Origin of the sequence: Lonsdalea quercina subsp. quercina, from assembly GCF_000688695.1 — a bacterium.
Taxonomy (GTDB): domain Bacteria; phylum Pseudomonadota; class Gammaproteobacteria; order Enterobacterales; family Enterobacteriaceae; genus Lonsdalea; species Lonsdalea quercina_D.
Genome location: NZ_JIBQ01000005.1, coordinates 353,676 through 377,158, shown reverse-complemented (window position 1 = coordinate 377,158; position 23,483 = coordinate 353,676). Strand labels below are relative to the sequence as shown.

The following is a 23,483-nucleotide window of genomic DNA, read 5'->3' as shown; positions in this document are numbered from 1 at the left end:
AAATAGCGTAAGGGTACTACAGTTTACGCCCTGTCGCTACAATGTACACCTCGCGGGACCTGGCCCGGGAGGATTCAGGCTTACGCGTCTTCACCGTCGTAAACAGGGATCGTACTTCACGCAAATACTCGTCAAAGCCTTCTCCCTGAAATACTTTAACGACGAAACTGCCGCCCGGAGCCAAGATATCTCGACACATCTCCAGCGCAAGTTCCACCAGATACATGGAACGCGGAATATCGACTGCCGGTGTACCGCTCATGTTAGGGGCCATGTCGGACATCACCACCTGAACTTTCTGATCGCCCACCCTTTCGAGCAACGCTTTCAGTACCATTTCATCGCGGAAATCGCCCTGAAGAAAGTCGACGCCCACGATAGGATCCATCGGTAAAAGATCGCAGGCAATAATCCGACCTTTACCACCGATTTGGCTGACGACATACTGCGACCAACCGCCTGGAGCGGCCCCCAGGTCCACCACGGTCATACCGGGTTTGAACAGTTTGTCGCTCTGTTGTATAGCATCAAGTTTAAACCAAGCGCGTGAGCGAAGCCCTTTTTTCTGCGCTTGCTGCACATATTTATCGCTAAAGTGTTCCTGCAACCAACGACTGGAACTCGCAGAACGCTTTTTGTTAGCCATCTATTTTCCAACTATTCTTAATTAAGGCGCTTTTGTCGTACCAAACGTCTCATTGAGCGCCAACCAACCACTCTACAATGGTGATAATGGTGAGATGGCGGTAGAATGACCCGTTTTCAATCCCAACCTAAGCAAAAAAGACCATGAATCTGAGTAACAAACAAAAACAGCACCTGAAAGGCTTGGCACATCCACTAAAACCGGTTGTCCTGTTAGGCAACAACGGCCTTACCGAGGGTGTACTGGCTGAGATCGAGCAGGCTTTAGAACATCACGAACTGATCAAAGTAAAAATCGCCGCTGAGGATCGTGAAACCAAAGGGTTAATCGTCGAAGCGATCCTGCGCGAAGCCAAAGCCGTCAAAGTCCAGGTCATTGGCCACACCTTAGTGCTCTATCGTGCCGCTAAAGAACGGAAAATCGTATTGCCACGATAACATTTTTTACCTCAGGTTACTTTGCATTGACTGCAAAGTGCCATGACCTCTGGTAAGAGAAAAGGCCGCATGCGGCCTTTTGCTTTTCTTTACAAATACTGTCGATATCACGAGCAATCAAAGGTACTCGACCTTCAAAATCTCATATTCCACCAGTCCCCCAGGGGTGTTGATGGCGACGATATCGTCTTCTTCTTTGCCGATTAAGCCGCGCGCGATGGGCGAGTTAACCGAGATCAGGTTTTGTTTGAAGTCAGCCTCATCATCGCCAACGATGCGATAGGTCTGTTCTTCTTCTGTATCGACATTCATCACTGTAACAGTGGAGCCGAAAATAACACGACCGTTAGCGGCCATTTTGGTGACGTCGATCACCTGAGCGTTTGAAAGCTTCGCTTCAATTTCCTGAATACGGCCTTCGCAGAACCCTTGCTGTTCACGGGCTGCGTGGTATTCCGCATTCTCCTTCAGGTCACCATGTTCGCGCGCGTCAGCAATCGCCGAAATGATTTCTGGTCGGCGAACCATTTTCAGATACTCAAGCTCTTCGCGTAACTTTTCAGCACCACGTAACGTCATCGGAAACTGTTTCATATTGTCTATACCTCTAAAAATCCATAGGACTTAAATCACCGTCTTCCTGACGCGATAGAATTAACGTGCGACGGGGTGTCTTTTTTCTGCAGCGTACCCTGACAATTCAAACAAAAGCGGCCCAACCCGGAAATAGGTTTTTCCAGGGCAGGCTCGGTTTTGCATTTTGATACGTATTTTACCCCAGAGTTCCATGGGGATCATCGTTTACTTTAGCCCACCTTGGGCCGTAGTATTGCCACACGTTACCCTGTGCTAAACCGAGATTATGCGTTTTTTATCTATTGTTACCGGCCTTTTCTGCACCTGTATTCTGCATACTGCCTCGGCTGCCGCCCCGGTAGAGGACTATATACAATACCTGCCTGACGGCGCCAATCTGGCGTTAGTGGTGCAGAAAGTGGGGGCGCCATCTCCCGCGCTTGATTATCACAGCCAACAAATGGCGCTCCCGGCCAGTACGCAAAAAGTCATTACTGCATTGGCGGCATTACTCCAGCTCGGTCCTGACTTTCGATTTACGACCACAATGGAAAGCACTGGCTCTGTCAGTAACGGCATTTTGCGTGGAAATCTGATTGTGCGTTTCAGCGGCGATCCAACGTTGAAACGCCAGCAGATTCGTTCCATGGTACAGGGATTGAAAAAAAATGGTATCCGCGAAATTACCGGCGACGTGCTAATCGACACCTCTGTATTCGCCAGTCATGACAAAGCGCCCGGTTGGCCGTGGAACGATATGACGCAGTGTTTTAGCGCGCCCCCTGCCGCCGCCATCGTCGATAGAAACTGCTTCTCGGTATCGCTCTACAGCGCCCCTAACGCCGGTGACAATGCTTTCATTCGCGTAGCCTCTTATTACCCTGTTCAAATGTTTAGCGAAGTTAGAACGCTCGCGAAAGGCTCACCCGACGCGCAATATTGCGAACTTGATGTTGTTCCGGGTGAACTAAATCGCTTTACCCTCACCGGCTGCTTAACGCAGCGTTCAGACCCCCTCCCCTTGGCGTTTGCCATTCAGGATGGCGGTAGTTATGCCGGCGCAATCGTGAAAGATGAATTGCTGGAAGCGGATATCCATACCGGCGGTAGCCTGCGCAGGCAAACCCGGCCGGGAATAACGGGAACAGTTTTGGCACAGACGCAGTCCGCCTCACTGCATGAACTCCTGACCACCATGCTGAAAAAGTCAGACAACATGATCGCGGACACCGTCTTTCGCACCATCGGGCATGAACGGTTCAATGTGCCTGGCACTTGGCGTGCAGGCTCGGATGCGGTGCGTCAGATCTTACGGCAGAAAGCGGGCGTCGATCTTGGCAACAGCGTCATCGTGGATGGTTCCGGGTTGTCGCGCCACAACCTCCTTGCGCCCGCTACCATGATGCAGGTGCTGCAATATATCGCTCAGCACGATAATGAGTTGAACTACATCAAAATGCTGCCGTTGGCGGGATATGACGGCACGCTTCGCTATCGAGGCGGATTACATGAAGCAGGCGTAGACGGCAAGGTTTCAGCAAAAACGGGAGCATTGCAGGGCGTATACAATCTGGCGGGCTTTATCACAACGTCCAGCGGTCAGAGAATGGCCTTCGTACAGTATCTCTCGGGGTACTCCGCGGATGACCAAAAAACGCGTCGTGTTCCTCTGGTTCGCTTTGAAAGCAGACTCTACAAAGATATTTATCAGAACAATTAAAACGCGTGGAAGCCTGGATAAAAAACACCCTTATCTGCATGAGCAGATAAGGGTAATTGATACAACAAGCAAACTTTTATTATTCGTGAACAGCGTCAGGCTTAGTGCTGGTAGATAATCTCTACGCCATCATCATCTTCTTCGTCCCAGTCATCGTCCCACTCTTCTTCTGCTTCGTCTTTGACCGTTTCAAGCTGTTCGCGATGATAGTCATCCCACATGAACTCAACTTTCTCTGGGGTCGCTTTCTCTTCTTCCGCCTGCGTTTTCGGCTGCGTCTTCAGGAAGCTCATGACATCCCAGCAAAGCGCATTGACGCCATCATGGCTCGCGGCGGAGATCAGGTAGTAATTACCTTCCCAAGCCAGCGCGGCGGCGATATCACGCGCGCGTTTCTCTGCTTCTGCTTTATCCAGCAAGTCGCTTTTATTGAAGACCAGCCAGCGCGGCTTCTCAGCCAGCGTCTCACTGTATTGATGAAGTTCGTTGATGATGACTTTCGCGTTTTCGATCGGATCGGACTCGTCTATCGGCGCCAGATCAATCAGGTGAAGCAGCACGCGGCAACGTTCCAAATGTTTCAGGAACCGGATACCCAGACCCGCTCCTTCGGAAGCACCTTCAATCAGACCCGGAATATCAGCGACGACGAAGCTTTGTTCGCTGTCCATACGCACAACACCAAGGCTCGGAACCAGTGTTGTAAACGGATAGTCTGCCACTTTAGGTTTAGCCGCAGAAACAGCACGAATGAACGTTGATTTACCCGCGTTCGGCAAACCCAACATCCCTACATCGGCGAGCAGCAGCAGCTCCATCAGCAGTTCGCGCTCTTCACCCGGCGTGCCGTTCGTTTTTTGACGAGGCGCCCGGTTAACCGAAGATTTAAAGCGGGTATTGCCGAGACCGTGCCATCCCCCTTTCGCTACCATCAGGCGTTGCTGATGACGGGTCATATCCCCCAGGATCTCTCCTGTACCAGTATCTTTAATACGGGTCCCGACAGGAACTTTGATCGTGATATCCTTGCCCCGTTTGCCGGTACAGTCGCGGCTTTGACCATTCTGACCACGTTCTGCGCGAAACGATTTTTCGAAGCGATAGTCGATCAGGGTGTTCAGGTTTTCATCGGCAACGAGATAAACGTCACCGCCATCGCCGCCGTCCCCACCATCAGGGCCGCCGTTAGGGATATATTTTTCACGACGGAAGCTGACACAACCATTACCACCATCGCCAGCCACCACCAGAATGTTGGCTTCATCTACAAACTTCATGGACTCTCTCCGCAAAAAAACCAATAGAGAATAATTGACTTTTTTTAACTGTTATTGGTTCTCTTTGGCGTAACTCTTTGATTTTATAAAGGACAGCTATTGAAGCCATCCGTCACTGAAAACGACGCAGTCAGAACCATCACGGTAAAATGGGCGCTGATTGTACCTGCTTAGCGCGAAGATTTCACCTGTATTAAAAATAAACAGCCATCACGCCCCGTGAGGATTGACCGACAAGCCAGCTCATTTACCGTCTGAATTGATGCCTGGGATTTCGCTTACCTGCTGTTTTATCGGGAAAAAACGATGCCCAATCGCTGAAAACATCGCCCCAGCCACGACCACAAAAGCACCGATGTAACCAATAAAATTTAGCGAGAGAGGAGTAAAGACCAAAGGCCATCCTAATGCCAACAAATCGGAAAACATCAATGTAAACAAAGGGGTTAGTGTGATAATGGCGCTGACCTGCGCCGCCTGCCAACGCGCCATTGCTTCTGCCAGCGCGCCATATCCTACAACCGTGTTTACGCCGCAAAATACCAGGCATACCAGTTGCCAACTATTCAGTTGCAACACGACGCCAGGTTTTGCTACCGGCGTAATAAAAATCACGCACAGTACGTAGAGCAGAAACAGGAGCTGTTGGGATGACAGTCGTCGTAAAAGGACTTTTTGAGCGACTCCATAAGTGACCCAAACCGTCGCGGCCCCCACACCTAATAGCACGCCCAACGTGTAGTCACTCAGACGGGTAAAAATCTCAATTAGGCTGGTATTGAAAAACATCAACAAACCGCTCAATAGCGTAATCGCGCCAATCACCTGAGTCACACGCATTTTTTCTTTCAGAATGAGAACGCTGGCAAACATCATCCCAACGGGGGAGAGTTGGCCGATAACTTGAGAAGCTGTGGGACTAAGATACTTTAATGACGAGCTGAATAGGACAAAGTTGCCCAGCAGACCGCATGTTGCGATAAGCAGCAATATCCACCAACGCCGACGCCGTAGCAAACGCAATCGGGGCATCGTTCCTCTAAAGTAGAGAAGGATAAAAAGCCCGAACGAAGCCATCAGAAATCGATACCAAACAACGGTATACGGATCCATAACACTTAAAACTTGCTTCATGGCGATGGGCAAAGCGCCCCAGCAAACAGCCGTGGTTAAAGCCAGAGAGAGCCCTAAGCCTGCATTCTGTTTCATAGTGTTATCCGCAGCGGATGATGTTTACAGTATTGCCAAACGAAAAAAGCCCTGCAACATGTGCAGGGCTTTTAAAAGACTTAGAAACTGTAATTATTCAGCAACGATGCTGATAAATTTACGGTTTTTAGGACCTTTGATTTCGAACTGAACTTTACCGTTAGACAGTGCAAACAGCGTGTGGTCTTTGCCACAACCAACGTTAGTACCAGCATGGAACTTAGTACCACGCTGACGAACGATGATGCTGCCTGCCAGAACGGATTCACCGCCGAAACGTTTTACGCCCAGGCGTTTACTTTCTGAGTCACGGCCGTTACGAGTGGAACCGCCAGCTTTTTTATGTGCCATTATTCGCTCTCCTAAAACTTAAGCGCTGATGCCGGTGATTTTCACCTCAGTGAACCACTGACGGTGACCAGCTTGTTTACGGTAGTGTTTACGGCGACGGAACTTAACGATTTTAACTTTCTCGCCACGACCGTGAGCAACAACCTCAGCCTTGATTTTACCGCCATCGACGTAAGGAACGCCGATTTTGATGTCTTCACCATTAGCGATCATCAGAACCTGGTCAAACTCAACGGCTTCACCAGTTGCGATATCCAGCTTTTCCAAGCGAACGGTCTGGCCTTCGCTTACTCGGTGTTGTTTACCACCACTTTGGAAAACTGCGTACATATAAAACTCCGCTTTCCGCGCACCCTATTGATTTTGGAAGTGCGCTATAAATATTCACAATAGGGCGCGAATTCTACGCAAAAATCCGAAGCATGACAAGTGCAGAATTGAGCAACATGAAGAAAAAGGATACAAGCCATTAACTGCCGTTTATCTGCGTCATTTTTCAAGTACAATCAACACAACCTTTTCTTATTTAACGCCGATCAAGAACATCAGTACGGCGATAGCGTTGAAGAAATCAGCTGGCAGAAACAATGAATCTAGAACAAATCACAGCGTTGAGCTCCCAGGATATGTCCGCCGTTAATACAATTATCCTGGAACATCTATCATCCGATGTCGCGCTTATCAATCAGTTGGGTCATTACATTGTCAGCGGCGGTGGGAAACGCATTCGCCCGATGATTGCTGTTCTGTCTGCCAGAGCTCTAGCCTATCAGGGCGACAAGCACGTTACCGTTGCGGCGTTAATCGAATTCATCCACACCGCTACCCTGCTGCACGACGACGTTGTCGATGAATCCGACATGCGTCGGGGAAAAGCAACGGCAAATGCCGCCTTTGGCAACGCTGCCAGCGTCTTAGTCGGCGACTTTATCTATACACGTGCTTTTCAGATGATGACAGGGCTTGGTTCGTTGCAGGTTCTCACGGTGATGTCCGATGCGGTCAACGTCATCGCGGAAGGCGAGGTACTGCAGTTGATGAACTGTAACGATCCTGACATCACCGAAGACAGTTACATGCGCGTAATCTACAGCAAAACAGCACGCTTATTCGAAGCCGCCTCTCAGTCTTCCGCTATTCTGGCTGGCGCAACCGCAGAGCAAGAGAAAGCGTTGAAGGATTACGGACGTTATCTGGGAACCGCATTCCAGCTGATTGACGACTTGCTGGATTACAGCGCTGACGGCGAAACGTTGGGCAAAAACACCGGCGACGACCTTAATGAAGGCAAACCTACCCTACCGCTGCTCCATGCCATGCGTCATGGTAACCCAGAGCAGAGCGCGATGATCCGAGAAGCAATTGAACAAGGCAATGGCCGTCATTTGCTGGCCCCGGTGCTCACAGCGATGCAGGAGTGCGGTTCGCTCGGCTACACACGCCAGCGAGCGGAAGAAGAAGCAGACAAAGCCATCAGCGCCCTGCAATGTCTGCCAGAAACCCCTTATCGCCTAGCCTTAGAAGGGTTGGCGCACATGGCCGTTCAGCGAGAGTTCTGATCGCCCCTTTGGGCATCGTTCGCTTGCGGCGAGCTGCCCAGCCGAGCCAACATCGCCAGAGCGCCTTCATGCAGAATATGATTTATCAGCCGCGTGCGTTCACTTCCCGTCAACTGGTGATAAACCTGAATCCAGGTCGCCAATAACTCAGTCTCTGCCGGGGTGGCGTACTCTGGGACAGGCGACTCCTCCATCATCAGCGAATGCTTAACGCTGTCGGGTAAGCTCCAGATAGCGTATTCCACGCCTTTCCCCTGAACGCCTTTACGACGCCGTTTCTCCCAGCCGTTTTCTTTAGCCTTCTTATTCAGCCCTTGTCTGGACGTTGGCAATCCAGCCACACCCAATAATTCTTTAGTCGCAAACCACTTCTTATCCATATATCCCTCCGAGTTGGCCTGACATTCCATGCTTAATAATTCCCAATAGGACGAGAGTAGACAACAAAATTACATAAAGTTTCCACATAATAGATCAACATAAAGGAAAGCTCTAATCATTAAGCATAAGAAGAGATGTAATGCGTTAACGCAGTATAAAACGAGGAGTCAGGCGGGAATTACCAAGGGTATAAGCACAAGAAGCGCTGCCATTCCTGCAACAGGAATGGCAGGAAGATCATTCAGAGGTCTCGTTTGTAATGGGTGAGGTAGAAGGTGAGCACAACCCTAACTGCTTAAGAGTCGCATAGACGCCTTCCCGCATAATGTAGCTAATCAACTTTTCACGTTCAGAGACTGAAAGCTGTTGATATATCTGCATCCACACCGGTAGCATATCCGATGGCTTCGCTGAATATTCTCCGGGTGTCTCTTGCATCAGCAATAAGGACTGCTGTACAGATTCAGGCAAGCTGTGAATAGAATATTCAACTCCGCGCCCTTGCACACCTTTTCTGCGACGTTTTTCCCAACCATCTTCTCGGGCACGTTTATTCAATCCTTGCCGTGATTTAGGGAGTCCGCCGATGCCAACCAACTCGCTGGTCGCAAACCACTCTTTTTTCATGTCCATTTCATCCCGATAGTGCTACTCATTACAAAAAAAGATTTATTGGGAAATTAATTTGGAAATAATTAGAAAACTGATGATATATTATTTCCAAATAATGGTTTTTTAGTTAATGAAACCATTTAACCCAATTCGTTAGTTATACCACTAATACACTGTCGTCTTATAGCACTAAGGGAAGGATTATGAATTCAAGGAAACATGACTGGCACCCTGCTGATATCATTGCGGCGTTAAAGAAAAAAGGTACCACCCTTGCCGCGGTATCACGGTCTGCCGGATTAAGTTCGTCCACGCTTGCTAATGCTATATCTCGCCCATGGCCGAAAGGAGAGTGGCTGATTGCGGATGCGTTAGGGGTTCACCCTGCCGAAATCTGGCCCAGTCGGTACTACGATCCTGAAACCAATGAACTGATCGATCGGAAAAAATTGATTCGGCCGCAGTGAACAAAAAAGCCGGAGAAAGAATTCTCCGGCTTATGTTCAGATCTTAGACGTACAGTAATGGCTACTTATTGACGAAGGCGACGCCCATCGCAATATCTTCTTTTAACGTCTCCAGCATCTCATCCAGAGAACGCTGCTCGAAGTCGCTAAGAGACCCAATAGGCATACGCTGGGCAACGCCCTCTTTGCCCAGTAACAGCGGCTGAGCGAAGAAGCGGGCGTATTCGCCGTCGCTTTCGACATAAGCACATTCCACAATATCGCTTTCGCCTTGCAGCGCGCGAACCAAAGAGACGCCGAAACGTGCGGCTGCCTGCCCCATAGACAAGGTAGCAGAGCCTCCTCCGGCTTTAGCTTCAACCACTTCCGTGCCCGCGTGCTGAATGCGATCCGTCAGCTCAGCCGCTTCCTGTTCGGTAAAGCTGAGTCCAGGGATCTGCGACAACAACGGCAGAATAGTCACGCCGGAGTGTCCCCCAATCACAGGCACTTCGATGTCCTGCGGGTGTTTGCCTTTGAGCTCGGCGACAAAGACATTGGAGCGAATGATATCCAGCGTTGTCACACCGAAGAGTTTGTTTCGATTATAAACGCCAGCCTTTTTCAACACTTCTGCGGCAATAGCAACGATGGTGTTTACCGGATTGGTGATAATGCCGAGACAGGCGTTAGGGCAAACACGAGCGACTTGTTCAACCAAATTACGGACGATGCCGGCATTCACATTAAACAGGTCAGAACGATCCATGCCCGGCTTACGCGCAACGCCGGCGGAGATCAAAACGACGTCAGCCCCATCCAGGGCGGGAGTCGCATCCTCACCGCAAAAACCTTTGATTTTTACCGCTGTGGGTATATGACTTAAATCTACAGCAACACCTGGCGTTACGGACGCAATATCATAAAGCGATAGCTCTGAGCCTGAAGGAAGCTGGGTTTTGAGAAGAAGTGCCAGAGACTGACCGATACCGCCGGCGGCTCCAAGAACAGCAACTTTCATCTTAAACTCCTTATTTTATTATCATTAGTTAAATATGCCGTGGATTTGTTTCGTTACAAACGTCCGTGCTCATAATAAAAAGTAGAATCAGGCAGCCAATCAACGCGTCGAGAGCGCATCGAGGCTCATAATAAATTAAAATCCACACAGGTTACAAAATTGTAACTAAGGTAACTAAAGTAACAGGGCGCGATGACACACAGACTTCACCCTGCTCATTACCTGAGCACATACAGATTAATCATGGCAAAAAAATAACAATCCGCAGCATTCGCGTAACACCATGGTCACCTATGTGTGAGCAGGCGCACATTCTCCAGTTTTATTTTCGACTAGCAACTTTTTCCACAATAATGGCTATCCCATCGATTGGTTAGGCGCCTATATTGCATAAAAATTCATTCAATCGCATAATATAGTCATGAATAACAATGATGGACCGCAGCCAAATGCGTCATTCAACAAAGCAAGAAGATTTGGTTAAGGCGTTCAATGCGCTATTAAAAGAAGAAAAATTCAGTTCTCAGAGCGAGATTGTGCAGGCATTGCAGGACGAGGGATTCGAAAACATTAACCAGTCCAAAGTGTCGAGAATGCTCACGAAATTTGGCGCAGTCCGTACGCGTAACGCCAAGATGGAGATGGTTTACTGCCTCCCCGCCGAACTTGGCGTGCCAACCACATCCAGTCCGTTGAAGAATCTGGTGCGAGACGTGGACTTCAATGAATCCGTCGTCGTCATCCACACCAGCCCCGGTGCTGCGCAGCTCATCGCTCGGCTATTGGATTCTCTAGGAAAATCGGAAGGTATTCTCGGGACGATTGCCGGGGATGACACCATATTCACCACCCCGGCAAAGGGGTTCAGCGTGAAGCAGCTCTACGAAGCCATTCTCTCTTTGTTTGAACAAGAGCTCTAGGCCGACTTAGAGAGACGGCAACTCCGCCAGCGGCCATCGCGGCCGCACCGTTACCCCCAATGACGTCGCCCCACCTTGCTGCAGACGGATGGCGCCCGCGTAGGCGATCATCGCACCATTATCCGTACAGAACTCAGGACGGGCATAAAACACTTCGCCACCGCGCTTAGCCATGACCTCTGCCAGCCTTTCCCGCAACGTACGGTTAGCGCTGACGCCGCCAGCGATGACGAGTCGTTTAAATCCGGTGTCATCCAGCGCACGTCGGCACTTAATCGCCAGCGTGTCCACCACCGCATCTTCAAATGCGCGCGCGATATCCGCCTGGGTCTGCTCGTCTTTGCCCTGTGCCCGGATAGTATTTGCAGCAAAAGTTTTCAGCCCGGAAAAACTGAAATCCAGCCCAGGCCGGTCAGTCATCGGGCGTGGAAACGTGAAGCGTCCCGCCTGCCCGGACTGTGCCATTTTTGACAACAATGGGCCGCCGGGATAATCAAGTCCCAGCAGCTTGGCTGTTTTATCAAACGCTTCTCCAGCGGCATCGTCGATTGACTCACCCAGCAAGCGATATTCGCCGATCCCCGTCACGCTGATTAACTGGGTGTGCCCACCCGAGACCAATAGCGCAACGAAAGGAAACGCCGGAGGATTATCTTCCAGCATGGGGGCAAGCAGGTGCCCTTCCATGTGATGTACCGGGATGGCCGGCACATTCCACGCGAACGCTAAGGAGCGCCCGACCGTCGCGCCAACCAGCAGCGCGCCGACCAGTCCAGGGCCAGCGGTGTAGGCGATCCCGTCGATGTCTTTACGCTGCAGCCCGGCTTCCTGCAATGCTGCCTGAATCAAGGGTACGGTTTTACGGACGTGATCGCGGGACGCCAGCTCAGGAACAACACCGCCATAATCCGCATGCAGTTTTACCTGGCTGTAGAGCTGGTTTGCCAGTAGACCGGCTTCAGTGTCATAAATCGCGACTCCCGTTTCATCACAGGACGTTTCAATACCCAATACGCGCATTGCTGTTTTTTCACTCTCGGTTACGGTTAACAAGCGGCTTGCTTCAAGCGGCGAATAGTCTACCATAAGCGCTCCCATTTGAGCGTGGACATAAGACCGCGAGGTTTGTTATTGCCGCAGTGCTTTACAACGGCCTCGTAGTTGCAGTAGAATTCCGCACCATTTTGAAAAGGCTGGCACCAGGTCAGCGACAAACCGAATTTATTGAGGNGAGAGGCACATGCCGGTAATTAAAGTACGTGAAAACGAGCCGTTCGACGTAGCTCTGCGTCGCTTCAAGCGTTCCTGCGAAAAAGCAGGAGTTTTGGCCGAAGTTCGTCGTCGTGAGTTTTATGAAAAACCGACTACTGAACGTAAACGCGCTAAAGCATCTGCAGTAAAACGCCACGCGAAGAAACTGGCTCGAGAAAACGCACGCCGCACTCGTCTGTATTAATTTTAGGAGGTGCCGCCTCCGATCGCGTGATTAATCCGCAGACTTAGCAGTTGCATACGAAGGCCGTGCATTTCCGAAAGGAATGCGCGGCTTGTTGTCGTTTATAAGCTATGAATCAGGGGCTTATGGCTGGACGAATCCCACGCGTATTTATTGGTGACCTGTTGGCTCGCACCGACATCGTCGACTTGATCGACGCGCGCGTGAAGCTGAAGAAACAGGGCAAAAATTATCACGCGTGTTGTCCATTTCATCACGAGAAGACCCCTTCGTTCACCGTTAACGGCGATAAGCAGTTCTATCACTGCTTTGGTTGCGGCGCCCATGGTAACGCCATCGATTTTTTGATGAATTTCGACAGGCTGGAATTTGTTGAAAGCATTGAGGAACTGGCGACCATGCACGGCCTTGAGGNGCCTTACGAGGCAGGTTCGGGGCCCACTCAGCTTGAACGTCATCAGCGGCAAAGCCTGTACGAGCTGATGGAACAATTAAGCGCGTATTACCAACATACTCTACATCAGCCCGCCGGCACCCCAGCCAAAACCTATCTGGCGAAACGTGGTCTAAGTGACGACATCATCAGGCATTTTGCGATTGGATGCGCGCCGCCCGGCTGGGATAACGCGTTAAAACGTTTTGGCCGCAGCAGCGAAGATAAAAGAACGCTGAACGATGCGGGCATGTTGGTGACTAACGATCAAGGGCGCACTTACGATCGTTTCCGCGAGCGCGTCATGTTTCCTATCCGGGACAAGCGAGGACGCGTGATCGCTTTTGGCGGTCGAGTATTGGGGGACGGCGTTCCCAAATACCTTAACTCGCCGGAAACGGAAATCTTTCATAAGGGTCGCCAGCTTTACGGCCTGTATGAAGCCCAGCAAAAACACCCCGAGCTCAGACAGCTACTGGTGGTTGAAGGGTATATGGACGTCGTCGCTCTGGCGCAGTTCGGCATTGACTATGCCGTGGCTTCGCTGGGGACGTCAACGACCGCTGATCACATTCAGCTGCTCTTCCGCGCCACCGACCGTGTTGTCTGCTGTTACGACGGTGATAGAGCCGGGCGGGATGCGGCACGGCGCGCGCTGGAAACCGCCCTGCCTTATCTGGACGATGGACGCCAGCTGCTGTTCATGTTTTTACCTGATGGCGAAGACCCGGACACGCTGGTGAGGCAGGAAGGAAAGGCCGCTTTTGAGCAGCGTATCGAACAGGCAATGCCGCTATCTTCATTCCTGTTCGACACGCTGTTGCAACAGGTCGACATGAGCACGCCGGATGGCCGTTTCAAGTTGAGTAAGTTGGCACTGCCGCTGATCGGTCAGGTGCCGGGCGAAACGCTGCGGTTATATTTACGCCAGCAGTTGGGCAAAAAGATGGGATTTCTGGATGATTCTCAGCTTGATCGTTTGATGCCCAAGACGACGGAGCACTCATCGTCTTATCAGCCTCCACGGCTAAAAGTCACAACTATGCGTATACTGATAGGGCTTTTAGTACAAAATCCCCGGCTGGCGGCCGAGGTGCCGGCGCTGGCGCTGGAAGGCAGCGACGAAAGTAAAATGGCGGGACTGGGCTTATTCCTCGATCTGGTTCAGACCTGCAATGAAAGTCCAGGCATGAGCATGGGACTGTTGTTGGAAAAATATCGCGACAGTCAATATCGCAAACAGCTTGAAACCATGGCCGCCTGGAACCATATGATCGTAGATGAGGAGATCGAGGAAAAATTCAGGATCAGCCTGGCTGAACTTTACGATCAACTGCTGCAGCTTCGTCTGGACACGCTGATAGCCCGAGACAGAACACATGGGCTCAGCGCGGAAGAACGAAAGGAACTCTGGTCATTGCAGCTGGCCCTTACAAGAAAAAACTGATTACCGAGGCTTAATTGCCGATGAATAGTAGGGTTGAACCCTACAGAGTGCCGTGACGGGGGCTGCGGCGATAGCAAAAACCCCTACTGTTATTGTCAGCGATTACGCTGACCGACACCAACCCAAATACTCTGAAGTGTGGATACCGTCTTATGGAGCAAAACCCGCAGTCACAGCTCAAGCTTCTTGTCACCCGTGGTAAAGAGCAAGGCTACCTGACCTATGCTGAGGTCAATGACCATCTGCCGGAAGATATCATCGACTCCGACCAGATCGAAGACATCATCCAGATGATTAATGACATGGGCATCCAGGTGATGGAAGAAGCACCGGATGCAGATGATCTTCTGCTGGCAGAAAATACCAATGACGCAGACGAAGATGCGGCAGAGGCAGCTGCGCAGGTGTTATCCAGCGTTGAATCCGAAATTGGCCGCACGACCGACCCAGTGCGCATGTACATGCGTGAAATGGGCACCGTTGAACTTTTGACCCGTGAAGGTGAAATCGACATCGCCAAACGCATTGAAGATGGTATTAACCAAGTTCAGTGCTCTGTGGCCGAGTATCCGGAAGCCATTACTTATCTGCTGGATCAATACGATCGCGTTGAAGCAGGCGAAAGCCGCTTGTCCGATCTGATCACCGGCTTCGTCGATCCCAATGCGGAAGAAGACATCGCGCCTACCGCGACTCATGTGGGCTCTGAGCTTCCTAGCAAAGAACTCGATGATAACGATGACGACGATGATGATGACGACAGCGATGACGACAACAGCATCGATCCAGAACTGGCTCGCCAGAAATTCACCGAGCTGCGCGATCAGTATGAAGTGACCCGTCAGACCATTAAGGCCAACGGTCGCAGTCATGCTAAAGCCGCACTGGAAATTCTGAATCTGTCCGAGGTCTTCAAACAGTTCCGTCTGGTACCTAAACAGTTCGATTTCCTGGTCAACAGCATGCGCACCATGATGGATCGCGTGCGTACGCAGGAACGTCTGATCATGAAGTACTGCATCGAGCAGTGTAAAATGCCGAAGAAAAACTTCGTGACGCTGTTTGGCGGCAACGAAACCAACGATAAGTGGTTCGACGCCGCTTTGGCCATGAATAAACCTTGGTCCGAAAAACTGCGCGAAGTGCAGGACGACGTTCATCGCAGCATGTTGAAACTGCAGCAGATCGAAGAAGAAACCGGACTGACGATCGAACAAGTCAAAGACATCAACCGTCGTATGTCAATTGGTGAAGCGAAGGCGCGTCGTGCCAAGAAAGAGATGGTCGAAGCTAACCTGCGTCTGGTGATCTCCATCGCCAAGAAATACACCAACCGCGGCCTGCAGTTCCTGGATCTGATTCAGGAAGGGAACATCGGTCTGATGAAAGCCGTAGACAAATTCGAATACCGTCGTGGTTACAAGTTCTCAACTTACGCCACATGGTGGATTCGTCAGGCCATCACCCGTTCCATCGCAGACCAGGCGCGTACCATCCGTATCCCGGTGCATATGATTGAAACCATCAACAAACTCAATCGTATATCGCGTCAGATGCTACAGGAAATGGGTCGTGAACCGACTCCGGAAGAGTTGGCGGAACGTATGCTGATGCCGGAAGACAAGATCCGCAAAGTGTTGAAAATCGCTAAAGAGCCGATTTCGATGGAAACACCGATCGGTGATGACGAAGATTCGCATCTGGGTGACTTCATCGAAGATACCACGCTGGAGCTGCCGCTGGACTCAGCCACGTCTGAAAGCCTGCGCTCTGCAACGCACGACGTTCTGGCGGGCCTGACGGCGCGCGAAGCGAAAGTGCTGCGTATGCGCTTCGGTATCGACATGAACACTGACCACACGCTGGAAGAGGTCGGCAAACAGTTTGACGTGACGCGTGAACGTATCCGTCAGATTGAAGCTAAAGCGCTGCGTAAACTGCGCCACCCCAGCCGTTCTGAAGTGCTTCGCAGCTTCCTGGACGACTAATTCTGTCTGTTTAAGTATAGGATCGGCTTGCCGATCCTATACTTACCCTTCCAACAGACATACAGGCAAAAACAGATGAAAACCCACTACCTCAACGCAGGCATCGCTCTTGCGGCATTACTCTCCTTTTCTTCCTTCGCCGCCAACCACGCACTGAGCGGTTGTCAGGCAAAAGAGCACAACATCGAGCAGGAAATCTCTCAGGCCAAAGCGCACGGTAATCAAAACCGTATTGCCGGACTGGAAAAAGCGCTGAAGGAAGCAAAGGCGAACTGCACGGATAGCGCGCTGCTCCATAAGCGTCAGCAAAACGTCGATGAGAAGCAGCACAAGATTCAGGAGCTCGAACGCGAAGTTCAGGAGGCTAAACAGTCTGGTAAAGCGGATAAAGTGAGTAAGAAAACCGCCAAACTGGAAGAGGCGCGTCATGATCTGAAACAGGCTCAGGAAGAGCTTAACCACTAATTCAGCATCCCCCGGTTGCCTGCATATCGTCCTGCGTTCTGCGCGACCGGGTTTTCTTTATTTCATCCCGCCGCTAGGCATGCAACGCCTGATATAGCTCCCGGTAAGATGCCGTTAGCGAGTCCAGCGTCGCGCGATTCAAGCCGCTTGGACTCGGCAAAACCCACACCTGAGTCTCTCCCAGAGAAGTGTCTTGCCGACCCCAGTCCACTTTACTTCGACCAAATGCCTGAGAATATGCCTGCTTGCCCAACACAGCGAGCGCTCGCGGCTGATATCGCATGATCTTTTCACGTAATAGCTCCCCACCCTGCTTTAACTCGTGACGAGCCAACTCCGAGGCTTCTACGGTCGGTCGCTCTACTAGCATAGTGATTCCACAGCCATAATCCGGCAGGAGACTCTCTTCTTCCGGCGCCAATTGGCGATCGGTAAACCCCGCCTGGTAAATCACCCGCCAGAAACGATTGTTGGCATTCGCGAAATGATAGCCGTGATGAGCCGTAGAAAGCCCCGGATTGATACCACAGAAAACCACCTGCAGATGTGAAGCCAGAATATCCGTAATCATCTCAACCTCGTTATGTTGCCTCGGATGTTTATGACAAATTCCAGCAGTAATAACAACAGACTAGCCCTGTGTAGAAAACCGCCACCTGGCCGTACATCTATAGACCTACCTATAAAGGGTAACGTATAATCAGCACCCGCTGGCCCCTTAGCTCAGTGGTTAGAGCAGGCGACTCATAATCGCTTGGTCGTTGGTTCAAACCCAACAGGGGCCACCAAATTTTAGCTCTAAAATCATCAAATTAAACCACTCCATTCAGAGTGGTTTTTTTGTTGCTTAAATATAGATTGGCAACAAAATGGCAGCAGAAAATTTCCCAAGCCCAATAAACATCCCGCCGTAGCGAATTCATTTGTCAGAAATTCATATGCCCTTGGCCATCATTTGATGGATGCGGAGAGGTATGTTCATCAACCCCGGAGCAACGATGGAGCGCACGACGGTTTCATGACTCACAAAGGTGGCGCCACAATTAACATTCTGGCACTGGTGATAAAGTCCATTCGTTTCACGTGAGATAGAGCAGCTGTTCTTGGCATAGGCGGCGGTTTGGCAAAGCAGGCAATATCCCGCAGCAGCGTTTAATCATGACACACTGGCAGGACATAGGTAGCCGTGTAATAATTGATCATCGGTCTATGATGCAACGCCGCCGGTTATGCCAGGACGGCTCAAGCCTTTCCAACACAACACCCTATTCTATTGATATCGTTAATTTTATAGTAAAAGGATTATTACTATGCCGGGAGCCGCCCGTCTAAACGATATAGGGAGTGGTCACGCGTGTTTTCCAGCCACTCCCGTCGTCGAAGGTAGTCATGACGTTATCATCAATGGCCAGCCCGCCGCACGACAAGGTGACGCCGTTCAGCTCCACGGTTGCCCCTGCCCCAACGTGCCCCACGGTCTTCATCCGCGTCAAATAGCTGCAGGCTCTTCTACCGTCATCATTAACGGTAAGCAAGCCGCCCGTATCGGCGACGAGATCAACTGCGGCGGCAATATCGTGAGCGGAAGCAGTAACGTCATTATCGGGAATACCCCTTATCAATCTCCGGTAGCGGGCTGTGCTCAACAATCCGCCCAGCGGCGTGATCCGCTCCTCGCTTTATCGCCTATGTTGACCACCCCGCCGGTTTTCGCGAAATCCTGCCTGCGCGGTGAAGGCTGCACAGACGCGGGAACGGAGAAAGAGACGGTTGATAACTTTGGGCAGATGGCGTTATTTGCTCAGCCTGTCTTCGACGATTGCTGTGGGTATCGTCCCCCTCACGCAAACAAACCGGTGGTGCAGCACGCACAAGCTGCGAAGAAGAAAAAGCCCTCTCAGTTCACTGAACCGGCCGCGGCATCAACCCCCGTTCAACTCACTGGCTCGGAGCCCTGGTATAAAACGCTTTATTACCTGATGTCCTCAAAGGAAATAGCAGTAACGCCGACGCCATTGGCTAAATCAGCCATCACGCCAGTTGCCGCCGCAGCAGTCCCCGTCGCTGCGATGTCTGCCGGAAATACGGTGGCAACCCGAGCCGCCGTCACCACGATGACACAGGTTTGGGGGCAAGTGACATTGACTGAAGGCACACTGGCAGCATCAACTACGGTGCCTTTACTCGGTGTGCTGTTTTCCGCGTTGTACAGCCCTGCCGTTGGCGAAGGTAGCGACAAGGTGCCGGGACGTGATGAGCACTGGCTGGAAGACACACTACGGCAGAAAGGCTGGGCAGGAGAAACCGCTACGACCCGCGTGCGTTTTTTCTGGCGTCCCGACATTCACGGTAATATGCAGGTCTACGGCGTGCATACCGGCGAAGGCACGCCGTACGAAGGTGTGCGCGTTGCGAATATGGTGTGGAAACCCGAGCAAAGCCGCTATGAATTTACGCCCGCACCGGGCGTCGACGGCCCCGAAATCACCTGGCCGCCCGCCAATCCGGAGGGCTCTGAGCCAATATCGCAGACAGAGACGCCGGTCGCCCCTATCGATCAACCGACCATCCTGGTACACCCGATCCCGGACGGCACAGAGGAGACAACAACTCCGCCGTTCCCAATGCCGGATGAGCGGGACTTCAATGACTGGATACTGGTATTCCCGGCGGACTCAGGCATAAAGCCGATTTATGTTTACCTGAAATCAACAGCAAGAGATGAGCCGGGTATCGTGACTGGACAAGGAGAAATACTGACTGGCGAAGGAAAATGGCTGGAAGCCGCCAGTTCAGGACTGGGCGCACCAATACCGGCACAAGTTGCCGATAAACTACGCGGAAGAGAATTTAAAACATTTGACGCATTCAGAGAAGCATTTTGGTTAGCTGTTTCAGAATGTCCTGAATTATTAGAACAATTCAAAAGATCTAATCAGGTTTTGATACAGGCAGGAAACGCACCTTACCCCATTCCGTCAGAGCAAGTCGGGGGAAGAAAAACATTCGAGCTCCATCATGTTAAAAACATACAATATGACGGCCCAGTGTATGACGTCGATAACCTGAGAGTTAACACACCTAGAAATCATATTGATATACATAAATGAGAGTATAAAAAATGAAACTCAAAGAAAATATTAACGATTATACAGAGAATGAATTCATCGATTTTTTGAAAGAATTTTTTGAAAACCCTAAAAATATGAAAGGTAAAGAATTAAAAAATCACATAGAGAAATTAGTTTCTCACTTTGACAGAATTGTCGAGCACCCAGAAGGTAACGGTCTAATTTTTAACCCACCCGATGATCGAGATGATTCACCTGAAGGTGTGATCAACGAGATAAAGAGGTGGCGAAAATCGCAAGGCCTTCCGTTATTTAAAGACTCAAAATGATCATGTTGGGCTGACAAATCACAGTCAGCCCCCATACACCCTAAGACTTTATATGTCGGTAGTCATCCCAGACAAGATATCACAGCACCAAAAAGTGTAAACTCACTGGCTCGGAGCCCTGGTATAAAACGCTTTATTACCTGATGTCCTCAAAGGAAATAGCAGTAACGCCGACGCCATTGGCTAAATCAGCCATCACGCCAGTTGCCGCCGCAGCAGTCCCCGTCGCTACGATGTCTGCCGGAAATACGGTGGCAACTCGAGTCGCCGTCACCACGATGACGCAGGTTTGGGGGCAAGTGACATTGACTGAAGGCACACTGGCAGCATCAACTACGGTGCCTTTACTCGGTGTGCTGGTTTCCGCGTTGTACAGCCCTGCCGTTGGCGAAGGTAGCGACAAGGTACCGGGACGTGATGAGCACTGGCTGGAAGACATACTACGGCAGAAAGGCTGGGCAGGAGAAACCGCTACGACCCGCGTGCGTTTTTTCTGGCGTCCCGACATTCACGGTAATATGCAGGTCTACGGCGTGCATACCGGCGAAGGCACGCCGTACGAAGGTGTGCGCGTCGCGAATATGGTGTGGAAACCCGAGCAAAGCCGCTATGAATTTACGCCCTCACCGGGCGTCGACGGCCCCAAAATCACCTGGNCGCCCGCCAATCCGGAGGGCTCTGAGCCAATATCGCAGACAGAGACGCCGGTCGCCCCTATCGATCAACCGACCATCCTGGTAAACCCGATCCCGGACGGCACAGAGGAGACAACAACTCCGCCGTTCCCGATGCCGGATGAGCGGGACTTCAATGACTGGATACTGGTATTCCCAGCGGACTCAGGCATAAAGCCGATTTATGTTTACCTGAAATCGACAGCAAGAGATGAGCCGGGCATCGTGACTGGACAAGGAAAAGTACTGACCAGCGAAGGGAAATGGCTGGAAGCCGCCAGTTCGGAGCTAGGTGCGCCAATACCGGCCCAAGTTGCCGATAAACTACGAGGAAGAGAATTTAAAACATTTGACGCATTCAGAAAGGCGCTATGGCTTGTTGTCGCTGAGAATCCCGAGCTAATAGAGCAATTCATGCCAGCTAACAAAGCTCTGATCGCAAAAGGGCGATCTCCCTATGCAATACCTTCAGAGCAGTTAGGGAAAAGAGCTGTATTTGAGATTCATCATATTGAACGTATAGTTGACGGAGGGGCTGTTTACGACATGGATAATATGTCTATCGTTTTTCCGAAACTGCATAGCATAATTCATTCTAAGAGGGGAAAATGACAATCATATATCAAAACTTAAATGACTATACGCAGGATGATTTCCTTCAATTTGTTAAGGATATTGTAGAGGCGAATTCATCAACTGAAGATGAACATTATGCTTGGGTTCATCACTTCGAAAAAATCGTAGGTCATCCCAGTGGGAATGGAATTATATATTATCCAGAAAATGGATGTGATGGGACGCCCGAAGGAATAGTTGAATTTGTATTAGAATGGCGAAAGTCGCAAGGCCTTCCGTTATTTAAAGACTCGAAATGATCATGTAGGGCTGACAAATCACTGTCAGCCCCCATACACCCTAAGACTTTATATGTTGGTAGTCACCCCAGACAAGATATCACAGCGCCAAAAATTATATTCATAGAGAGCAGTAATCATGTGTATTAAAAACAAATTGAGTGACTATACCGAACATGATTTGAGCTATTTATAAACGATATTTTCCGTAAAAATATCGCAGAAAATGATGAAAAACTTGATGAACCACTTGAACATTTTGAAAAAATAACATCTCATCCTGATGCTTCGGATCTTTTCTTTCACACACTTGAAGATGACCAATGCACCCCTGATGGTGTAACTAAATACATAAAAGAATGGCGAAAACCGCAAGGCTTACCACTTTTCAAAAATTCGAAGTAACCATTAGAGAGGATGATTAATCCTCTCTGAAAAATGAAAACGTCTTTTTTATTCGTAAAAAACGTGAAATAACTCATCCCTGCCTAATCTATGCCATGATATAACGCAAAATTGAATAATATTCGACTCAGGGACAATTTTACAGAACAGGATCTTTCGATCCTTTTTGAAAATATTTACTATCCCTGTGAAGCGCAGATATTCCCTACGCAACTCGTTATGATGTAGATAAACGATATGCTAGGAAAAAACGCAAACCGGTGGTTGGATATAGCGGTACGCAAATGGGGAAAGCATCAGTTCTATTCATTCTATAAACGTTTCCTCAGATCAATTTCTCGATTTCGATCGATAGCAGCGATCCATCAGGCAATGCGTCTGCAGTCGCTTCGAATCATATTGGCCGGGGGACGGCTAACTGAGCGTAGCAGATCAATCAAGCTGAGGCGCCAAGCGTGCTTGATTCAGAATTTACCCCACCCATGCGAACAACACCTCAACTCGCCACGACGCTGCCGTAAAGAGAGCGTGAGAATGAAAACGTGGCGCGCAACCCTATGCCGTCCATGTTAAATAAACATCTTCATAATAAGGAAGAAATAAATGCAATGGATAAGACGGGAAAGTCTCCGGCTTAACGGAGAATAAAACGGGCATAGACTTTGCGATGCATTAAATTAAGTCCAGGTATTGATTCCTCACCTCCCTCACCTTGTTTACTTAGGGTGTCTTTTGACACCGTCCCATTATTGAATGGCTGATATATCGTAAGCCACCGTGAATTAAATAACGGGGGAAATAGGATAGTTTATCCTATAGTTATCTAGACTCATGAATATAACATTATCTAAGCAGGATGATTAATGAACCAACTTAACTATTTTTAGTTCAATACTTCAATAAATAACATTTATCCACCCTATGCGGAGCAGTAAGGCCGCTAGCCGGTACATAACAAGGAAAAAACGCAGGGGATTACAACTCTAATTCCATACTAAAAGTCAGTCTTTTAAACCAGAAAAGATCAAAAAACCAGCATCTAAAATCAAAAGTACGGCATTAAACGATACATTAAAATTAATTAGCCTCTAAATTTGGCTTAGTACTCAGACCCCCTATAATTTGAATTAATATACCCAAACAAAATAGGAGCAGTGAGCAAACTCATCCAACTAATAATGAATCTATAGTTATTAATATACTGCC

Annotated in this window: 26 protein-coding genes and 1 tRNA gene; 15 read left to right on the top strand and 12 right to left on the bottom strand. The window is 49.9% G+C overall.

Going from position 1 to position 23,483, the window contains the following annotated elements; genetic code table 11:
• Nucleotides 1–16: 16 nt before the first annotated feature.
• The gene (rlmE, locus tag SB13_RS06810; RefSeq protein WP_026739634.1) at nt 17–646 is read right to left on the bottom strand and encodes a 23S rRNA (uridine(2552)-2'-O)-methyltransferase RlmE; all 630 of its coding nucleotides are present in this window, start codon (nt 644–646) and stop codon (nt 17–19) included.
• A 143-nt stretch (nt 647–789) separates the two neighbouring features.
• On the opposite strand from rlmE, the gene yhbY reads away from it, so the two are divergent.
• The gene (gene yhbY / locus SB13_RS06805; RefSeq protein WP_026739633.1) at nt 790–1,083 is read left to right on the top strand and encodes a ribosome assembly RNA-binding protein YhbY; all 294 of its coding nucleotides are present in this window, start codon (nt 790–792) and stop codon (nt 1,081–1,083) included.
• A gap of 117 nt (nt 1,084–1,200) precedes the next feature.
• On the opposite strand, the gene greA is transcribed toward yhbY, so the two are convergent.
• Nucleotides 1,201–1,677 (bottom strand): transcription elongation factor GreA, encoded by a 477-nt coding sequence (greA, locus tag SB13_RS06800; protein ID WP_026739632.1) that lies wholly within the window; start codon nt 1,675–1,677, stop codon nt 1,201–1,203.
• Nucleotides 1,678–1,945: 268 nt separating this feature from the next.
• Between greA and dacB the strand changes: the two genes are divergently transcribed.
• On the top strand, nt 1,946–3,379 hold the full coding sequence (dacB, locus tag SB13_RS06795; RefSeq protein WP_026739631.1) for a serine-type D-Ala-D-Ala carboxypeptidase: 1,434 nt from the start codon (nt 1,946–1,948) through the stop codon (nt 3,377–3,379).
• A 101-nt stretch (nt 3,380–3,480) separates the two neighbouring features.
• Here the strand turns inward: dacB and cgtA are convergent, their stop codons facing one another.
• From cgtA to rplU, 4 genes are all read right to left on the bottom strand, one after another.
• Nucleotides 3,481–4,656 carry an Obg family GTPase CgtA gene (gene cgtA, locus SB13_RS06790; protein ID WP_026739630.1) on the bottom strand — a complete coding sequence of 392 codons (1,176 nt, stop codon included), beginning with the start codon at nt 4,654–4,656 and terminating at the stop codon, nt 3,481–3,483.
• Nucleotides 4,657–4,899: 243 nt separating this feature from the next.
• Nucleotides 4,900–5,865, bottom strand: a complete 966-nt coding sequence (locus tag SB13_RS06785; RefSeq protein WP_026739629.1) for a DMT family transporter — start codon at nt 5,863–5,865, stop codon at nt 4,900–4,902.
• Between the two features lie 93 nt (nt 5,866–5,958).
• A complete protein-coding gene (rpmA, locus tag SB13_RS06780; RefSeq protein WP_026739628.1) occupies nt 5,959–6,216 on the bottom strand; it encodes a 50S ribosomal protein L27 in 258 nt (85 codons plus the stop codon).
• A gap of 18 nt (nt 6,217–6,234) precedes the next feature.
• Nucleotides 6,235–6,546, bottom strand: coding sequence for a 50S ribosomal protein L21 (rplU, locus tag SB13_RS06775; protein WP_026739627.1), 312 nt, complete (start codon nt 6,544–6,546; stop codon nt 6,235–6,237).
• 257 nt (nt 6,547–6,803) lie between these two features.
• Between rplU and ispB the strand changes: the two genes are divergently transcribed.
• Complete coding sequence (gene ispB, locus SB13_RS06770; RefSeq protein ID WP_026739626.1) at nt 6,804–7,775, top strand: octaprenyl diphosphate synthase; 972 nt, start codon at nt 6,804–6,806, stop codon at nt 7,773–7,775.
• Here the strand turns inward: ispB and SB13_RS06765 are convergent.
• Entirely contained in the window at nt 7,760–8,155 is a 396-nt protein-coding gene (locus tag SB13_RS06765; RefSeq protein WP_026739625.1) for a DNA-binding protein, read from the bottom strand. The genes ispB and SB13_RS06765 overlap by 16 nt on opposite strands.
• A 238-nt stretch (nt 8,156–8,393) precedes the next feature.
• Nucleotides 8,394–8,783: a DNA-binding protein gene (locus SB13_RS06760; RefSeq protein WP_026739624.1), complete on the bottom strand. Its 390-nt coding sequence runs from the start codon at nt 8,781–8,783 to the stop codon at nt 8,394–8,396.
• Nucleotides 8,784–8,971: 188 nt separating this feature from the next.
• Here SB13_RS06760 and SB13_RS06755 point away from each other — a divergent pair, with 188 nt between their 5' ends.
• Nucleotides 8,972–9,235 carry a helix-turn-helix domain-containing protein gene (locus SB13_RS06755; protein ID WP_026739623.1) on the top strand — a complete coding sequence of 88 codons (264 nt, stop codon included), beginning with the start codon at nt 8,972–8,974 and terminating at the stop codon, nt 9,233–9,235.
• A 61-nt stretch (nt 9,236–9,296) separates the two neighbouring features.
• Here the strand turns inward: SB13_RS06755 and mdh are convergent, their stop codons facing one another.
• On the bottom strand, nt 9,297–10,235 hold the full coding sequence (gene mdh / locus SB13_RS06750; RefSeq protein WP_026739622.1) for a malate dehydrogenase: 939 nt from the start codon (nt 10,233–10,235) through the stop codon (nt 9,297–9,299).
• A 449-nt stretch (nt 10,236–10,684) separates the two neighbouring features.
• Between mdh and argR the strand changes: the two genes are divergently transcribed.
• Nucleotides 10,685–11,155, top strand: a complete 471-nt coding sequence (gene argR / locus SB13_RS06745) for a transcriptional regulator ArgR (protein ID WP_026739621.1) — start codon at nt 10,685–10,687, stop codon at nt 11,153–11,155.
• 6 nt (nt 11,156–11,161) lie between these two features.
• Here the strand turns inward: argR and tsaD are convergent, their stop codons facing one another.
• On the bottom strand, nt 11,162–12,175 hold the full coding sequence (tsaD, locus tag SB13_RS06740) for a tRNA (adenosine(37)-N6)-threonylcarbamoyltransferase complex transferase subunit TsaD (RefSeq protein WP_026739620.1): 1,014 nt from the start codon (nt 12,173–12,175) through the stop codon (nt 11,162–11,164).
• Between the two features lie 220 nt (nt 12,176–12,395).
• Here tsaD and rpsU point away from each other — a divergent pair, with 220 nt between their 5' ends.
• The 4 genes from rpsU to SB13_RS06720 all read left to right on the top strand — a co-directional run bounded on the left by rpsU (nt 12,396) and on the right by SB13_RS06720 (nt 16,944).
• Entirely contained in the window at nt 12,396–12,611 is a 216-nt protein-coding gene (gene rpsU / locus SB13_RS06735; RefSeq protein ID WP_001144069.1) for a 30S ribosomal protein S21, read from the top strand.
• Nucleotides 12,612–12,736: 125 nt separating this feature from the next.
• Nucleotides 12,737–14,491 (top strand): DNA primase, encoded by a 1,755-nt coding sequence (dnaG, locus tag SB13_RS06730; protein ID WP_026739619.1) that lies wholly within the window; start codon nt 12,737–12,739, stop codon nt 14,489–14,491.
• A gap of 152 nt (nt 14,492–14,643) precedes the next feature.
• The gene (gene rpoD, locus SB13_RS06725; RefSeq protein WP_026739618.1) at nt 14,644–16,479 is read left to right on the top strand and encodes an RNA polymerase sigma factor RpoD; all 1,836 of its coding nucleotides are present in this window, start codon (nt 14,644–14,646) and stop codon (nt 16,477–16,479) included.
• Nucleotides 16,480–16,554: 75 nt separating this feature from the next.
• Nucleotides 16,555–16,944, top strand: a complete 390-nt coding sequence (locus SB13_RS06720; RefSeq protein WP_026739617.1) for a DUF1090 domain-containing protein — start codon at nt 16,555–16,557, stop codon at nt 16,942–16,944.
• A gap of 73 nt (nt 16,945–17,017) precedes the next feature.
• Here SB13_RS06720 and mug read toward each other — a convergent pair whose 3' ends face one another.
• On the bottom strand, nt 17,018–17,515 hold the full coding sequence (gene mug, locus SB13_RS06715; RefSeq protein WP_026739616.1) for a G/U mismatch-specific DNA glycosylase: 498 nt from the start codon (nt 17,513–17,515) through the stop codon (nt 17,018–17,020).
• A 141-nt stretch (nt 17,516–17,656) separates the two neighbouring features.
• On the opposite strand from mug, the gene SB13_RS06710 reads away from it, so the two are divergent.
• A tRNA-Ile gene (locus SB13_RS06710) sits at nt 17,657–17,732 on the top strand.
• 146 nt (nt 17,733–17,878) lie between these two features.
• On the opposite strand, the gene SB13_RS17240 is transcribed toward SB13_RS06710, so the two are convergent.
• On the bottom strand, nt 17,879–18,034 hold the full coding sequence (locus SB13_RS17240) for an ogr/Delta-like zinc finger family protein (RefSeq protein ID WP_394296366.1): 156 nt from the start codon (nt 18,032–18,034) through the stop codon (nt 17,879–17,881).
• A 220-nt stretch (nt 18,035–18,254) separates the two neighbouring features.
• On the opposite strand from SB13_RS17240, the gene SB13_RS06705 reads away from it, so the two are divergent.
• From SB13_RS06705 to SB13_RS17230, 5 genes are all read left to right on the top strand, one after another.
• Entirely contained in the window at nt 18,255–20,054 is a 1,800-nt protein-coding gene (locus tag SB13_RS06705) for an S-type pyocin domain-containing protein (RefSeq protein WP_036151494.1), read from the top strand.
• Nucleotides 20,055–20,065: 11 nt separating this feature from the next.
• The gene (locus SB13_RS06700) at nt 20,066–20,344 is read left to right on the top strand and encodes a bacteriocin immunity protein (protein ID WP_026739615.1); all 279 of its coding nucleotides are present in this window, start codon (nt 20,066–20,068) and stop codon (nt 20,342–20,344) included.
• Between the two features lie 143 nt (nt 20,345–20,487).
• A complete protein-coding gene (locus SB13_RS06695; protein ID WP_081821832.1) occupies nt 20,488–21,630 on the top strand; it encodes an S-type pyocin domain-containing protein in 1,143 nt (380 codons plus the stop codon).
• Nucleotides 21,627–21,893 carry a bacteriocin immunity protein gene (locus SB13_RS17235; protein ID WP_072000215.1) on the top strand — a complete coding sequence of 89 codons (267 nt, stop codon included), beginning with the start codon at nt 21,627–21,629 and terminating at the stop codon, nt 21,891–21,893. The genes SB13_RS06695 and SB13_RS17235 overlap by 4 nt, the downstream gene beginning before the upstream one ends.
• Nucleotides 21,894–22,064: 171 nt before the next feature.
• On the top strand, nt 22,065–22,277 hold the full coding sequence (locus SB13_RS17230; RefSeq protein ID WP_081821833.1) for a bacteriocin immunity protein: 213 nt from the start codon (nt 22,065–22,067) through the stop codon (nt 22,275–22,277).
• The last annotated feature ends 1,206 nt before the right edge of the window (nt 22,278–23,483 follow it).

Bases quoted from the DNA above. Each gene is read 5' to 3' on its own strand.
- rlmE (WP_026739634.1), bottom strand. From the start codon at position 646: ATGGCTAACAAAAAGCGTTCTGCGAGTTCCAGTCGTTGGTTGCAGGAA.
- yhbY (WP_026739633.1), top strand. From the start codon at position 790: ATGAATCTGAGTAACAAACAAAAACAGCACCTGAAAGGCTTGGCACAT.
- greA (WP_026739632.1), bottom strand. From the start codon at position 1,677: ATGAAACAGTTTCCGATGACGTTACGTGGTGCTGAAAAGTTACGCGAA.
- dacB (WP_026739631.1), top strand. From the start codon at position 1,946: ATGCGTTTTTTATCTATTGTTACCGGCCTTTTCTGCACCTGTATTCTG.
- cgtA (WP_026739630.1), bottom strand. From the start codon at position 4,656: ATGAAGTTTGTAGATGAAGCCAACATTCTGGTGGTGGCTGGCGATGGT.
- SB13_RS06785 (WP_026739629.1), bottom strand. From the start codon at position 5,865: ATGAAACAGAATGCAGGCTTAGGGCTCTCTCTGGCTTTAACCACGGCT.
- rpmA (WP_026739628.1), bottom strand. From the start codon at position 6,216: ATGGCACATAAAAAAGCTGGCGGTTCCACTCGTAACGGCCGTGACTCA.
- rplU (WP_026739627.1), bottom strand. From the start codon at position 6,546: ATGTACGCAGTTTTCCAAAGTGGTGGTAAACAACACCGAGTAAGCGAA.
- ispB (WP_026739626.1), top strand. From the start codon at position 6,804: ATGAATCTAGAACAAATCACAGCGTTGAGCTCCCAGGATATGTCCGCC.
- SB13_RS06765 (WP_026739625.1), bottom strand. From the start codon at position 8,155: ATGGATAAGAAGTGGTTTGCGACTAAAGAATTATTGGGTGTGGCTGGA.
- SB13_RS06760 (WP_026739624.1), bottom strand. From the start codon at position 8,783: ATGAAAAAAGAGTGGTTTGCGACCAGCGAGTTGGTTGGCATCGGCGGA.
- SB13_RS06755 (WP_026739623.1), top strand. From the start codon at position 8,972: ATGAATTCAAGGAAACATGACTGGCACCCTGCTGATATCATTGCGGCG.
- mdh (WP_026739622.1), bottom strand. From the start codon at position 10,235: ATGAAAGTTGCTGTTCTTGGAGCCGCCGGCGGTATCGGTCAGTCTCTG.
- argR (WP_026739621.1), top strand. From the start codon at position 10,685: ATGCGTCATTCAACAAAGCAAGAAGATTTGGTTAAGGCGTTCAATGCG.
- tsaD (WP_026739620.1), bottom strand. From the start codon at position 12,175: ATGCGCGTATTGGGTATTGAAACGTCCTGTGATGAAACGGGAGTCGCG.
- rpsU (WP_001144069.1), top strand. From the start codon at position 12,396: ATGCCGGTAATTAAAGTACGTGAAAACGAGCCGTTCGACGTAGCTCTG.
- rpoD (WP_026739618.1), top strand. From the start codon at position 14,644: ATGGAGCAAAACCCGCAGTCACAGCTCAAGCTTCTTGTCACCCGTGGT.
- SB13_RS06720 (WP_026739617.1), top strand. From the start codon at position 16,555: ATGAAAACCCACTACCTCAACGCAGGCATCGCTCTTGCGGCATTACTC.
- mug (WP_026739616.1), bottom strand. From the start codon at position 17,515: ATGATTACGGATATTCTGGCTTCACATCTGCAGGTGGTTTTCTGTGGT.
- SB13_RS06705 (WP_036151494.1), top strand. From the start codon at position 18,255: ATGCCGGGAGCCGCCCGTCTAAACGATATAGGGAGTGGTCACGCGTGT.
- SB13_RS06700 (WP_026739615.1), top strand. From the start codon at position 20,066: ATGAAACTCAAAGAAAATATTAACGATTATACAGAGAATGAATTCATC.
- SB13_RS17235 (WP_072000215.1), top strand. From the start codon at position 21,627: ATGACAATCATATATCAAAACTTAAATGACTATACGCAGGATGATTTC.